Origin of the sequence: Jiangella alba, from assembly GCF_900106035.1 — a bacterium.
Taxonomy (GTDB): Bacteria; Actinomycetota; Actinomycetes; order Jiangellales; family Jiangellaceae; genus Jiangella; species Jiangella alba.
On record NZ_FNUC01000002.1, the window covers coordinates 242327 to 255492 of the forward strand.

Sequence of the window (13166 nt, forward strand, 5' to 3'; positions counted from 1 at the left end):
GTAGCGATCCGTAGCACATCGTAGCAGCCTGCGCTATGATCGGGTCATGGCTGAGCCCACCTTTCGTGAGATCACCCAGCGCGAGCTGCGCAACGACTCCGGTGGCATCCTGCGCTCCGTCGAGCGGGGCGGCTCCTTCGTCATCACTCGCAACGGCACGCCCATCGGCCGGCTGGTTCCGCTGCGGCGGCGGACGTTCGTGCCGCGCGATCACGTCGTCGCCGCATTCCGGACGGCGGCGACGCTCGACGCCGAGCGGTTCCGGCGCGACGTCGACGAGGCCGTCGACCAAGACCCGCTGAACCGTGACTGGTGAGCCGACACGCGGGCTGATCGACACCAACGTCGTCATCCACCTCGCGGCCCTCGACTCCGCGCGGCTCCCGGACGAGATGGTGATCAGCGCCGTCACGCTGGCCGAGCTGTCCGCCGGTCCGCTGCACACCGACGACGCCGAGGAGAGGGCGCGTCGCCTCAGCGTGTTGCAGCACACCGAGGCGACGTTCGACCCGCTGCCGTTCGACGCGGAGGCGGCGCGGGTCTTCGGCCAGGTGTCCGCCGCGGTGCTGGCGACCGGGCGCACGCCGCGGCGTCGCGTCGCGGACCTCCTGATCGCGGCCACCGCCGTGGCCAACGACCTGCCGCTGTACACCACCAACCCGGGCGACTTCCTCGGGCTCGGCCGGCTGCTCGCCGTCGTCCCGCTGCCGCGGCCGCGCCGAGCGGGAACATCGGCGTCACCTCCTGCGTTATGAGAATCGTTCTCGTAAGGAAGGTGTCGCGATGAAGGTCCGCAACTCGCTCAGGTCGCTGAAGAACCAGCCCGGCGCGCAGGTCGTCCGGCGGCGCGGCCGACTGTTCGTCGTCAACCGGCAGAACCCGAGGCTGAAGGCCCGCCAGGGCTGACGCCGCCCACCGACTCTCGGAAAGGATCCCGATGGCCCGCACCGAACTGCGCCCCGTCGTCAAGCTCCGCTCGACGGCCGGCACCGGGTTCACGTACGTGACCCGCAAGAACCGCCGCAACGACCCCGACCGCATGGTGCTGCGCAAGTACGACCCGGTCGCGAAGCGGCACGTGGAGTTCCGCGAGGAGCGCTGATCGTCGCCCGGTCGTAGGATCGCGGCATGGCCGATGACGACGCCGCCCGCCGCGCGTTGCAGCGCGTCTCCGACGCCGAGCGCGAGCAGGTGGCCGAGCGCATCCGGGCCGCCGCGGCCGACGGGCGGCTGGGCCTCGACGAGCTGGACGACCGGCTCGGCTCGGCCCTGGCCGCGCGCACGCGGGGCGACCTCGACGCCGTCGTCGACGATCTCGGCGACGGCGTCGCCGCGCGTCCGGCCGCCGAGCCGATGGCCATCCGGGCGCAGGGCTCGCCCGTCCAGCGCACCGGCCACTGGGTGGTGCCCGAGCGCATCACCGTCAACGCGTCGATGTCGTCGGTGCTGCTCGACTTCACCGAGGCGACGTTCGCCGGCGGCGGCTGCCAGGTCGACGTCGAGCTGTCGGCGTCGTCGCTGCTGCTCGTCGTGCCCGAGGACATCGCCGCCGACGTCGACGTCGAGACCCGGTTCTCCGGCGTCGACGTCAAGGTGGCGGCGCCGCCGGCCGGCCCGCGCGCCGTCGTCCGGGTCGGCGGGACGGTGAGCATGGGCAGCGTCAGCGTGCGGCGGCCGGGCTGGCGCCGCCGCCGTCAGTTGCGCAAGGCACTCCGGGCGCGCGACTGAGATACAGGGGAGGGGTATCCGCACGGCGCCGCCGGGGCGTGTCTATCGTGGGTGCGTGAGGACCGGACGGCGGACACTGCGGCAGCTGGCGCTGCGGCTGCTGCTCGTCGCGGTCCTGGCCGTCGGCCTCGTCGCGATGCACCACCTCGCCGGCGCTGGCGACGGGCGCGCGCAAGCGCAGGTCACGGCCATGGACGCCGCCGCGCCGGCGGGCCATGCCGCGCCGGCCGGCCAGGCCGCGCCCAACGACCACGGCGCGACGTCCGGCGACGATGACGGCGCCGGGCACGGGCTGTTCCACCTGTGCCTCGCGGTGCTGACCGCCGCCGTGCTGCTGCTGGCCGGCTGGCTGCTGCTCGGCCCGCGACGGTGGACGTCGCTGTTGCCGCTCGGTGCGCTGTTGCGGGCGCCGGCCCCGGCCCGGCCGCCGCCGCGTCGGCACGGCTCCGCGCTCCTGGTGTCCCTGTGCGTCATGCGCACGTAGCAGGTCTGGCTCTGCCCGACCTGCACGTTCGCATGTTCACGCACAGTTCTGAGAGGACACGATGGTTCGCACGCGCTTCACCCTGCCCGCCACCGGAATCGCGGTGGCCGGCCTGTTGCTCGCCGGTTGCGGCGGCGACTCCGACGACCCGGGCGCCGACGCCTCGGCGACCGCTCCGGCGTCCGCCGCCAACGCGGCCGACGCCGACTTCGCCCGGCAGATGATCGAGCACCACGCCCAGGCCATCGAGATGGCCGCGCTGGTCCCGTCCGACGGCGTCAGCGCCGAGCTGACCGACCTGGCGGCCGCCGTCGAGGCCGTCCAGCAGCCCGAGATCGACCAGCTCACCGCCATGCTGGAGCGCTGGGGCGAGGACCCCTCGCCGAGCTCCGGCGGCGGCCACGACGGCCACGGCGGCGGCTCCGCCGATGGCATGATGTCGGCCGAGGACATGGACGCGCTCGACGCCGCCACCGGCGCGGAGTTCGAGCGGCTGTGGCTGGAGATGATGATCGAGCACCACCGCGGTGCCATCGCGATGGCCGAGGCCGAGCTGGCCGACGGCGCCGACGAGGAGGCGCTGGCGCTGGCCCAGGCCGTCGTCGACGCCCAGGAGGCCGAGATCGCGCAGATGGAGGCGATGCTCGGCGGCGGCGCCGCGGACGCCGCCGGTGCCGCCGCGGCGCCCGCGTTCAGCCACATCCACGGCCTCGGCGCGGCCGGCGGGCTGCTCTACGTCGCCACCCACGAGGGCCTGTACGAGATCAGCGCCGCCGGCGCGGCGGTGCTGGCCGGCCCGGACGACCACGACTTCATGGGCTTCACCATGACCGGCGCCGGTGAGTTCCTCGCCAGCGGCCACCCGAACGGCCGCACCGACCTGCCCGGCGACCTCGGCCTGCTGGAGAGCGCCGACGGCGGGGCGAGCTGGGTCAGCCGGTCGCTGTCCGGCGAGGTCGACTTCCATGCCCTCGACGCCAAGGGGTCGATGGTCTACGGCTGGAGCAGCGGCACCGGCGAGCTGCTGTCGAGCGCGGACCGGACGACGTGGGAGCGGCTCGGGCAGGTCCCGCTGGCCGACCTCACCGTTCACCCCGACGACGACCAGACGCTGCTCATCACCACCGAGGAGGGGCCGCGGATCAGCGCCGACGGCGGCCGGACATTCGGTCCGCTGGACGGCGCGCCGGTGCTGTTCCTGGCCGACTGGCCGCGCACGGCCGAGCTCTACGGCGTCACGCCCGACGGCACCGTGCAGCACAGCCCTGACGGCGGCACGACGTGGCACCAGCGTGGTGCGCTGGGGGAGCGGCCGCAGGCGATCACCGTCGGGGCCGACGGTGCCGTGTACGCGGCGCTCGAGGGCTCGATCGTGGTCTCCGCCGACGGCGGCGACACGTTCGCCGAGCTGTACGCCTGGGCCTGACCGGCTCGGGCGGGTCCGGAGGGGTGCGCCCCTCCGGACCCCGGGCGACCTAGGCGATCAGCGGGCCGCGGCCGCGTCCGGCCGACCACCACAGCGCCACCGCCACCACACCCAGGACGGCGCTGAGCACGAACGGCGCCTGCAAGCCCTGCCACGACGCCACCGCGCCGCCGCCCAGCGCGCCGACCGCGCCGGAGCCGAACACCACCGTCCGCCAGGCCGCGGTCACCCGTCCGAGCAGCCCTGGCGGCGTCAGCCGCTGCCGCACCGAGACGGCCGCGACGCTGAGCACGCCGAAGCCGCCGCTGGTCGCCACCACGACGACGACGGCGGCCCAGGTCGACGGCGCGGCCAGCAGGAGGGCCGGTGTCACGGCGGTGACTGCGATGCTGCCCAGCAGCACGGCCCGGTGCCGTCGCCCGCCGATGAGGCGTTCGGCGAGCAGTGCGCCGGCCAGCCCGCCGGCCGCGCCGATCGCGAGGAACGCGCCGAAGCCGAGCGCGCCCGCGCCGAGCCGCACGTCGACGTAGAGCACGAACACCGCGAACCAGGCGGCGTCGGCCAGCGCCACGAGGGCCGCCGCGCCCAGCAGCCCGCGCAGCACCCGCTGCCGCGCCAGCCAGCCGAGCCCGGCCCGCACGCCGTCGGCCACCGCGGGCGCGCCGGCCTCGCCGCCCCGGGCGCTCGCGGACAGCAGCGACGCGGGCAGCGACAGCACCAGCAGGACGGCGATCGCCAGCGTCGCGCTGTTGGCCGCGAACGGCAGTGCGACCCCGGTCGCGAACAGCGCGGCCCCGATCAGCGGCCCGGCGAACTCGTTGCCCGCCACTTCGCCCGCGACCAGCCGCCCGTTGGCCCGCTCCAGCAGCTCCGACGGCACGAGCCGCGGCACGACGGTCTGCGCGGCGGTGTCGCGGACGGTCTCGGCGACGCCCAGCGCGAACGCGGCGACGGCGACCAGCGGCAGCGTCGCGGTGCCGGTCAGCAGCGCCGCCACCAGCCCGAGCAGCACCACGATGCGGCCCACGTCGGCCGCGGCGAGCAGCGTGCGCGGGCTGCGACGGTCCGCCAGCGACCCGGCGGCCAGCCCGGTGACCAGCCACGGCAGCGCCGCCGCCGCGCCCACCGCCGCCACCGCGAACGCGTCGTCGGTCAGCGACGCGGCCAGCAGCGGGAACGCCGCCATCCGGATGCCGTCGCCGAGATTCGCCAGTGTCGCCGCCGCCCAGAACCGCCAGAACCGGTCACCCAAACGCATCGGCCCAGCCTACGGGGACGGCGCACGGCCGGGCGTCGCCCACCTCGGCGGGAGGGGCGACGCCCGGCCGGTACCCGTCAGCCGGACTGGCCGGCCGTGGCGGGCTGCCGCGACCGCAGCGTCACGGCGGCCAGCAGCGCACCCGCGAGCGCGATGCCGGAGGCGCCGAGGAACGCGGCCGAGAACCCGTCGGTCAGCGCGTCCAGGTCGCCCAGCTGGTCCGCGCCGAACGCCGACGCGACCGCCGTCATCGCGGCCAGGCCGAGCGCGGAGCCGATCTGGTAGCTGGTGTTGACGATGCCCGAGGCCAGGCCGCCCTCCTCCGGCCGGGCCGACGAGATCGCCGTGCCCAGCGACGGGATGAAGGCCAGCGACATGCCGAGCGCGGCCAGCAGCGACGCCGGCAGCACGTCCACCCAGAACGAGCCGTCCGGGCGGATCAGCGACAGCCACGCCATGCCCGCGGCGAGGATCGCGAGCCCCGTCACGATCATCGCCTTCGGTCCGAACCGGCCGATCGCCCGCGGCGCGAGCCCGATCATCCCGATCATGATCAGCGCGGTCATCGGGATCAGCGCCGCGCCGCTGGGGAACGCGCTGTAGCCGAGCACCTGCTGCAGGTACAGGTTCAGGAAGAACCACATCGGGATCCACGCGCCGCCGAGCAGCACCTGGGCGAGGTTCGCGGCGCCCAGGTTCGGCGTCCGGAAGATCGACAGCCGCATCAGCGGCTCGCGGCGGGCCGCCTGGATCGCGACGAACACGCCGAGCAGGACGACCGCCGCCGCCAGCCACAGCCACGTCGACGCCGAGGCCCAGCCGGCCTCCGGCGCGCGGACGATCGCGTACACCGCGGCGCCGAGGCCCGCGGTCACCGTCAGCGCCCCCAGCAGGTCGACGCCGCCGCGGGCGCCGGCACCGCCGGACGGCATCAGCGCGGGCGCCGCCACCAGCGCGACGATCGCGATCGGCACGTTCACGTAGAACACCCACGGCCAGCTGACGTACTCGGTGATGACGCCGCCGAGGAACACCCCCGCGGTGCCGCCCGCCGGTGCCGCCGCGCCGTAGATGGCCAGCGCCTTCGTCAGCTCGCGCGGCTCCGCGCCGAACAGCATCATGAGCAGCGTCAACGCGGCCGGCGCGATCAGCGCGGCGCCCGCGCCCTGCACCGCCCGCCCGGTCAGCTCGACGGCGACGGAGTTCGCCGCGCCGGCCACGACCGATCCGGCCAGCAGCACGGCCCAGCCGATCCCGAACAACCGGCGTGCGCCGAACAGGTCCGACAGGCGGCCGCCCAGCAGCAACAGCCCCCCGAACGCGACCACGTACGCGTTGAACACCCACGACAGGTCGCCCTGGCTGAAGCCCAGATCGGCCTGGATCTCGGGCAGCGCGACGCCGATGATCGATGTGTCCATGATCACCACGAACTGCGCCGTGGCGATCAGCGCGAGAGCGAGCCAGCGACGCGAGGTCGCTGGTGGAGACACGGAGGACATCAGGTACTCCTTACCGGTAGGGGGTATGCAAGGAATCGGAGTCTATACCCTAGGGGGGTACCTGATGCTGTGATGGCCGCCACGCGCTCCGGCGGTGGCGGCTACCGCTCCTCGACGCCGACGAGCACGCCGGTCGCGTACATGCGCGCCGACGACCCGTACCGCGGCCAGCAGGTCGTCAGCGTGATGCGCCGCTCGGCCGGCTCGGTGTCGTCGGGCTCGCCCGGCACGGGGTCGACGACCCAGGTGTCGGTGATGGCGATCTTGTTGCCGTCGGGGTCGCCGTCCGGTGCGTCGTCCAGCTCGTAGACGTAGACGGCGTCGGCGGTCTCGATCTCGACGATGTCGCCGGCGCGCAGCTCCGGGAAGTCGGCGAACGGCTCGCCGTGGCCGGACCGGTGCCCGGCGACGGAGAAGTTGCCCAGCTGGCCGGCGTCGGCGCTGCCGGGGTAGTGGCCCGGGCCGTTCTTCAGGTCCGGGTCCTCGACGCCCTCGACCATGACCCACTCCCAGCCGGCGCCGAAGCGGGGGATGCGCATGATGCCGTACGCGTCGCCCAGGTCCAGCTCGGCGACGTCGGCCGGTTGCTCCGCGGGCGCGCCCACCGCCGGCGAGCCGCCGCCCCGCGCGTCGAAGCCGAGCTGGTCGCGCAGGTCGTCCTGGGCGGCGGCGGTCTGGATGCCGGTGCCCCAGAGCGTGTAGACGGCGAACAGCAGCACCAGCGCGCCTCCGGTCAGCAGCAGCTCGCCGGCCACGCCCACCGCGGCCGCCACCGGGCTGCGGCGGGCGGACGTGCGGTGCTTCCGGCGGGACGGCGCCCGGCGGCGGGCCCGCGGGGACGCCGACCCGCTGGCGGCCGGCGTCGCCGCCCGGCTGCCGGCCGCCAGCGACGCCGCCCGCCGTCCTCGTGTCGCGCCGCCCGGCGTGGCGTCGTCCTCATGCCGCGAACCGGCGCGTCGCCTGCGCCCGCCCGCGGAGCCGGTGTTGCTCACTGTGTGGCCTCCGTCCGATCGATCCCCTAGACAACTAAGGAGATTAGGAGTTGGTTCCGATCTGGAAGCTAACCCCAGAACGGGTTATGATTGGGGTTAGACGAGAGGGGCCACGACGATGCCGAAGATCAATGTCTACCTGCCCGACGACCTGGCCGACGCGGTGAAGGCGGCCGGGGTGCCGGTCTCCGCGATCTGCCAGCGGGCACTCGAGCAGTCCGTGCGCCGGATGAACGCGATCCGGGCCGCCACGCTGGGCGACATGGAGACCGGCGACCCAGCGGTCCAGTTCGCGCAGTTCACCGACCGCGCCCGCACGTCCGTCTCGCTCGCCGTCGAGCGGGCACGTTCGGCCGGCGCCGAGTGGGTCGGCACCGAGCACCTGCTCGGGGGCCTGCTGGACGAGGGTGGCAACCTCGCGCTGCGGGTGCTGCGGGCCATGGACGTCGATCCCGCGCAGGTCGCCCGCGCGCTGGCCGCCGAGGCGTCGTCCGGCACCGCGGCCGCCGCTCCCGCCAGCCAGTTCAGCGGCCCGGCGGCGGCAGCGCTGGAGCTGAGCGTCACCGAGGCGCTCACGCTGGGACACAACTACGTCGGGTGCGAACACCTGCTCCTCGGCCTGCTCGGCGAGCCCGACGGCGCCGCCGGCCAGGTGCTGCGCGACCTCGGGGTCGACCTGCGGACGGCGCGCCAGACCGTCGTCGCGGCGCTCACCGGCTACAGCCACCTCCGCGCCCAGACCGCCACGCAGCCCGCCGACGCCGCCGGCCTCGTCGCCGCCGCCGTCCGCCAGGAGCTGGCGCCCGTGCTCGACCGCATCGACCGGCTCGAGCGGCAGGCCGGCCTCACCTCGGGCGACTGACCGCATCCGCGGCGGAGCCGTTCCACGTGGCGTCCTGCTAGAACATCCGGATGGAGGCGAGGCGAGGACGCGACGGCGTGATGTTCGGGGTGCTCGGACCGCTGTCGATCGCGCCGGGACCGGTGACCTCCGCGAAGCAACGGCTGCTGCTGGCGACGCTGCTGTGTCACCGCAACACCCGGGTGTCCGTCGACCGCCTCATCGAGGAACTCTGGGGCGCCGAACCGCCGTCGTCGGCCAGGACGAACCTGCAGGGCTACGTGCACTACCTGCGGCGGCAGCTCGGCGCGGAGCTGATCCTGCATCGTCATGAGGGGTACGAGCTCGTCGTCGAGGAGGCGGCGTCGGACGACCAGCTCTTCGAGGAGGCGGCCGGGCGCGGCGAGTCGGCGCTGGCCGACGGCGACGCCGAGGCGGCGCTGGAGCTGTTCGGCGACGCGCTCGCGTACTGGCGGGGGCCCGACGCCTACGCCGGCGTCGCCGATACCGCGACCATCCGGACCGAGGCGGACCGGCTGGGCGAGCGCCGTCGGGCCGTCGTCGAGCACCGCATCGACACCCTGCTGCGCCTCGGCCGCCCAGGCGAGGCGGCGGCCGACGCGCGCGCGGTGGTCGCCCGCGACCCGCTGCGGCAGCGGCCCTGGGCGCAGGTGATGCTCGCCCTGCATCGCAGCGGCCGCACGGCCGAGGCCCTGGCGACCTACGGGCGGGCCCGGTCGGTCATGATCGCCGAGGCCGGCCTGGAGCCCGGGCCGGAGCTGCGCGACCTCCAGGCCGCGATCCTCGGCGGCGACCCCGTCGAGGTGACGGGCGGGGCCGCCCGCGCGCCCGTGCCGGAGGAGCTGCCGCCGCTGGATCCCGCCTTCACCGCCCGGGTCCAGGAGCTCGACCAATTGAGCACGTGGCTGCGGCCGGCCGGCGGGGCACGGGTCATCGCGATCAGCGGCCCGGGCGGCATCGGGAAGTCGGCGCTCGCCGTCCGCGCCGCCTACGCCTGCACGGACGACTTCCCGGACGGGCGGCTCTACCTCGACCTGCACGGCGCGACGCCCGGGGCGGTCCCGGTGCCGCCCGGCGACGCGGTCGTCCGGCTGCTCCGCGGTCTGGGGGTGCGGGAACGCGAGATCCCGGACGATCCCGGCCGGTCCGCGGCGTTGCTCCGGACGATGCTGGCCGGACGGCGCGCGTTGCTCGTCCTCGACAACGCGGCCGCGGCCGAGCAGGTCCGCCCGTTGCTGCCGGGCAGCGGGTCGCCCGCCGCCGTGATCATCACCAGTCGCAGGCCGCTCGCCGTGCTGCACGCGCGGCAGCTGCCGCTCGGCACGCTGTCGCCGGCCGAGTCGCTGACAGTACTGGCCGAGTTGGCCGGGACCGGCCGGATCGGCGCCGACCGCACGGCCGCCGCGGCCATCGCCGAGGCCTGCGGGGGACTGCCGCTGGCGTTGCGCATCGCCGGCGCACGGCTGGTCTCCCGGGCCGACTGGACCCTGACGGAGCTGCGCAGCCGCCTCGCCGACCAGCACCGCCGGCTGGACGAGCTGCAGCACGACGATCTCGCCGTCCGCAGCAGCTGCCTGGTGTCCGTGCGGTCGCTGCCGCCGGGCCCGGCCCGGGTCTTCGCCCTCCTCGGGCTGGTCGAGGCGGACGTCACCGTCGCCATGGCCGCGGCGCTGTCCGGGCTCCCGGCCGACGACGCCCGCGCGGCACTCGACCACCTGGTCGACGTCCAGCTGGTCCGGCCCGGCGGCGACGGACGCTGTTCGGTGCACGACCTCGTCCGGCTCGTCGCCGCCGAACAGGCCGGCCGGCTCCTCGAGCCCGGCGACACCGATGCGGCGCTGCGGCGGCTCCTGCACCATTACCTCGGCACGGCGCGACGGGCCGCCCGTCTGGTCGGTGCCTGGCCGGAGTCGCGCTACACCGCGGGGGTAACGGAGACCGCGTGCTGGCCGCCGGCCGACCTGGACACGGCCGAGGCGGCAGCCGCCTGGGTGCGGGCCGAGTCCCGCGCCGTCCTGGCCGTCGCCCGGCGCGGGCTCGACCTCGACGACGGCCCGGCGCTGGTCGCGGGCCTGTCGGTCGCGCTGGCCCACCCGCTCGGCGGGGCCGGTCGCATCCGCGACAGCATCGAACTCGGCCGCCTGGTGCTGGACGGCGCGGACGGCCGCCTGGCTCCGGTGCTGGCGGCGCAGGTGCGGCGCGACGTCAACGAGGGCCTCGGGGTGCTCGGCTCCAGCGAGATCGTGTCCGAGCGGCTGCGCGCCTTGCAGGCGGCCCGGGAGTTGTCCGACCCCGAGGAGGAGGGGCAGGCCCTGCTGGCGGTCGCCGGAGCGATGGGGCGGCACGGCCGGCCGGCCGACGCGATCGACTACGCGCGCCAGGCGGTCGATCGGCTGACGGCCACCGGCGACCCCGATCTGCCGGCACTCGCCTGGAGCGTCCTCGGCCACTGTCTCCGGCTGGACGGACGGTTCCAGGAGGCCGAGGAGGCGCTGGAGCGTGCGTTGTCCCTGCGGCCGGGGCGCCGCGTCCACGCGATCGCCCTCGGCCGGCTCGCCGAGGTGTTGCGCGATGCCGGCCGGCCGCACGACGCCCTCGGCCTCCTCGAGCAGGCCATCGTGTTGTTCGGCGCCGACGAGCAGCGTTCCGACGAGGCGCTGGCCGGCTGGATCGCGGGCGACCTGCTGGAGCGGCTGGGGCGTCCGGATGAGGCCCGGGCACGGTGGTCCGGTTCGGCCGACGTGCTCGTGGGCATCGGACTGCTGGACCGCGTGGAGGCGACCGAACTGATGCGGCAGCCGAGGCCGGAGATGCCGCGGGTGCTGCGGCAGCTCCGGCCCCGCGAGGCGCGTCAGTGAGCCGTCAGGGCGTCTTCCACAACTGGACGTGTTCGTATCGGACGCCCGGGAGCTGGCCGGCCGGCTGGTGCGATGTTCGTGCTGGTAGCCCGGGCGGGACTCGAACCCGCAAACAACGCATTTTGAGTGCGCCGGCTTTGCCAATTTGCCTACCGGGCCGCGCTCCGGCGGCGACAGGGGCCCAGCCTACCCTTATCCGTAACATGCGCCGAGTAGGCTTCGCGGGTGACCGAAACGCCTACGCCAGCCGCGCCCGCCCGACGTGTTCTCGTCGCCGAGGACGAGTCGCTCATCCGTCTCGACCTCATCGAGATGCTGGGTGAAGAAGGCTACGAGGTGGTGGGAGAGGCCGCCGACGGCGCCAGTGCCGTGCGGCTGGCCGAGGAGCACCGCCCCGACCTCGTCGTCATGGACGTGAAGATGCCGGTGCTCGACGGCATCTCGGCCGCGGCCCGCATCGTCGAGCAGCGCATCGCCCCCGTGCTCATCCTCACCGCGTTCTCCCAGCGCGACCTCGTCGAACGTGCCCGCGAGGCCGGCGCCATGGCGTACCTCGTCAAGCCGTTCAGCAAGGCCGACCTCGTGCCGGCCATCGAGATGGCGCTGTCGCGGCACGAGGAGATCACCCTGCTCGAGAACGAGGTCGCCGACCTCAACGACCGCCTCGAGACGCGCAAGCTGGTCGACCGCGCGAAGGGGGTCCTGCAGACGAGGTACGGGCTGAGCGAGCCCGACGCGTTCCGCTGGATCCAGAAGGCGGCCATGGACAAGCGCACGTCCATGCGCGAGGTGGCGAAGGTCGTGCTGTCCGAGTCCGAGGGCGAGTCGAAGAGCTGACATGTCGTTGCGTCGTGGCGCGGGGTGGGCCGCGCTGACGGCGGCTGCCGCGTTGCTCTCGTCCTGCGGCATGCTGGGCGCGCTGGGCGACGACGACGCCGGTGCGCAGACGGCGACCGTCGGCGTGCTGGTGCCCGAGACCGGCTGGCAGCAGGCCGACGGCGAGGCGGTGCTGGCGGCGGTGCGCGCGGCCGTCGAGGAGACGGCGGGCGACATCGGCGGCTGGACGGTGGAGGTCGTCGCCGTCGACGAGGGCGAGAAGGGCGAGGCGGCGGCCGACGCCGTCACCGAGCTGGTGGACGGCGACGCGGTCGCGGTGGTCGGCGGGCTGAACACGGCGGCGGTGCGGGCGGCGCAACCGATCCTCGACGGCGACGACGTGCTGTTCGTGTCGCCCGCGGACGTCGTTCCTGCACACACGCTGGGCGCGGACCCGAGCACGCCGCTGCGGCCGTACCGCTCCTACTTCCGGACGGCCGTGGGCGCGGAGGCGCCGGCCGCGGCGCTGGCCCGGTACGCCGTCAGCGGTCTGGGCGCGCAGAACGTCGCCGTCGTCGACGGGGGAGACGCGGCCGAGGCGCAGGCCTTCGCCGCGGCCGTCGACGAGCTCGGCGGCAAGGTCGTGGCCAGCGGCGCGGACGTCGCGGAGGTCGTCGCCAAGGCGAAGGCCGAGGGCGCGACCGCGGTGTTCGTGGCAGGTGACCGGGAGATCGCGGTGCAGGCGGACCGTCAGGTCCGCGCCTCCGGGCTGGAGGCGACGCTGCTCGGCGCCACGGCGTTCGGCGGCGACTTCGCCGAGAACGCGGCCGACGGCGCCGTCCGGGCCCAGCCGGCGGAGCTCGACGCGACGGCCGGGGTGCGGTCGGGACGGCTGGCCGAGGACCTCGGCGTGCCGCTGGGGGAGTTCGGCGCGGCCGCCTACGACGCCGGGACGGCCGTCGGCACGGTCCTCGCGCGCTGCCTGCCGCCCGCCAGCTCGGCGTCGTCGGCCCGCCGCGGCTGCCTCGGCGAGATGCCTCAGCTGGACTTCGCCGGGGCCACCGGAGAGGTCTCGTTCGACGAGTACGGCGACCGCTCCGGAGGCGGCGTCCGGTTCAGCGTCCTGCGGGAAGAAGCCTGGGAAGTCGTGGGTGTTGACGGATGATGTCCAAGGTCACAGTGTTCTAACAAGATGATCCTGGTTGGCCACCACTACTACGTTTGCGCCCCCGCACGGCAT

At 74.9% G+C, this 13166-nt stretch carries 14 protein-coding genes and 1 tRNA gene; 11 read left to right on the plus strand and 4 right to left on the minus strand.

Annotation, left to right across the window (positions count from 1 at the left end):
* Positions 1-46 precede the first annotated feature (46 nt).
* From BLV02_RS02460 to BLV02_RS02490, 7 genes are all read left to right on the plus strand, one after another.
* Positions 47-316: a type II toxin-antitoxin system Phd/YefM family antitoxin gene (locus tag BLV02_RS02460; RefSeq protein WP_069114181.1), complete on the plus strand. Its 270-nt coding sequence runs from the start codon at positions 47-49 to the stop codon at positions 314-316.
* On the plus strand, positions 306-755 hold the full coding sequence (locus BLV02_RS02465; protein WP_069114180.1) for a type II toxin-antitoxin system VapC family toxin: 450 nt from the start codon (positions 306-308) through the stop codon (positions 753-755). Before BLV02_RS02460 ends, BLV02_RS02465 begins: the two co-directional genes overlap by 11 nt.
* A 28-nt stretch (positions 756-783) precedes the next feature.
* A complete protein-coding gene (ykgO, locus tag BLV02_RS02470; RefSeq protein ID WP_069114179.1) occupies positions 784-906 on the plus strand; it encodes a type B 50S ribosomal protein L36 in 123 nt (40 codons plus the stop codon).
* A 31-nt stretch (positions 907-937) separates the two neighbouring features.
* Positions 938-1102: a 50S ribosomal protein L33 gene (gene rpmG / locus BLV02_RS02475; RefSeq protein ID WP_053203020.1), complete on the plus strand. Its 165-nt coding sequence runs from the start codon at positions 938-940 to the stop codon at positions 1100-1102.
* A 26-nt stretch (positions 1103-1128) separates the two neighbouring features.
* Positions 1129-1728, plus strand: coding sequence for a DUF1707 SHOCT-like domain-containing protein (locus BLV02_RS02480; RefSeq protein ID WP_069114178.1), 600 nt, complete (start codon positions 1129-1131; stop codon positions 1726-1728).
* A 55-nt stretch (positions 1729-1783) separates the two neighbouring features.
* Positions 1784-2212 carry a DUF6153 family protein gene (locus tag BLV02_RS02485; protein ID WP_141711795.1) on the plus strand — a complete coding sequence of 143 codons (429 nt, stop codon included), beginning with the start codon at positions 1784-1786 and terminating at the stop codon, positions 2210-2212.
* A gap of 61 nt (positions 2213-2273) precedes the next feature.
* Positions 2274-3638, plus strand: coding sequence for a F510_1955 family glycosylhydrolase (locus BLV02_RS02490; protein ID WP_083289095.1), 1365 nt, complete (start codon positions 2274-2276; stop codon positions 3636-3638).
* Positions 3639-3687: 49 nt separating this feature from the next.
* Here the strand turns inward: BLV02_RS02490 and BLV02_RS02495 are convergent, their stop codons facing one another.
* From BLV02_RS02495 to BLV02_RS02505, 3 genes are all read right to left on the minus strand, one after another.
* The gene (locus tag BLV02_RS02495; protein WP_069114176.1) at positions 3688-4896 is read right to left on the minus strand and encodes an MFS transporter; all 1209 of its coding nucleotides are present in this window, start codon (positions 4894-4896) and stop codon (positions 3688-3690) included.
* 77 nt (positions 4897-4973) lie between these two features.
* Positions 4974-6398: an MFS transporter gene (locus BLV02_RS02500; protein ID WP_069114175.1), complete on the minus strand. Its 1425-nt coding sequence runs from the start codon at positions 6396-6398 to the stop codon at positions 4974-4976.
* A 101-nt stretch (positions 6399-6499) separates the two neighbouring features.
* A complete protein-coding gene (locus BLV02_RS02505) occupies positions 6500-7390 on the minus strand; it encodes a class E sortase (protein WP_069114174.1) in 891 nt (296 codons plus the stop codon).
* Positions 7391-7508: 118 nt separating this feature from the next.
* On the opposite strand from BLV02_RS02505, the gene BLV02_RS02510 reads away from it, so the two are divergent.
* Both BLV02_RS02510 and BLV02_RS02515 read left to right on the plus strand, forming a co-directional pair.
* The gene (locus tag BLV02_RS02510; RefSeq protein ID WP_069114173.1) at positions 7509-8252 is read left to right on the plus strand and encodes a Clp protease N-terminal domain-containing protein; all 744 of its coding nucleotides are present in this window, start codon (positions 7509-7511) and stop codon (positions 8250-8252) included.
* A 50-nt stretch (positions 8253-8302) separates the two neighbouring features.
* Complete coding sequence (locus BLV02_RS02515; RefSeq protein WP_083289094.1) at positions 8303-11110, plus strand: AfsR/SARP family transcriptional regulator; 2808 nt, start codon at positions 8303-8305, stop codon at positions 11108-11110.
* An 82-nt stretch (positions 11111-11192) separates the two neighbouring features.
* Here the strand turns inward: BLV02_RS02515 and BLV02_RS02520 are convergent.
* A tRNA-Leu gene (locus BLV02_RS02520) sits at positions 11193-11269 on the minus strand.
* A gap of 66 nt (positions 11270-11335) precedes the next feature.
* Here BLV02_RS02520 and BLV02_RS02525 point away from each other — a divergent pair.
* Both BLV02_RS02525 and BLV02_RS02530 read left to right on the plus strand, forming a co-directional pair.
* Positions 11336-11947, plus strand: coding sequence for an ANTAR domain-containing response regulator (locus BLV02_RS02525; RefSeq protein ID WP_069114171.1), 612 nt, complete (start codon positions 11336-11338; stop codon positions 11945-11947).
* A 1-nt stretch (position 11948) separates the two neighbouring features.
* Positions 11949-13091, plus strand: coding sequence for an ABC transporter substrate-binding protein (locus tag BLV02_RS02530; RefSeq protein ID WP_069114170.1), 1143 nt, complete (start codon positions 11949-11951; stop codon positions 13089-13091).
* Positions 13092-13166: the final 75 nt, after the last annotated feature.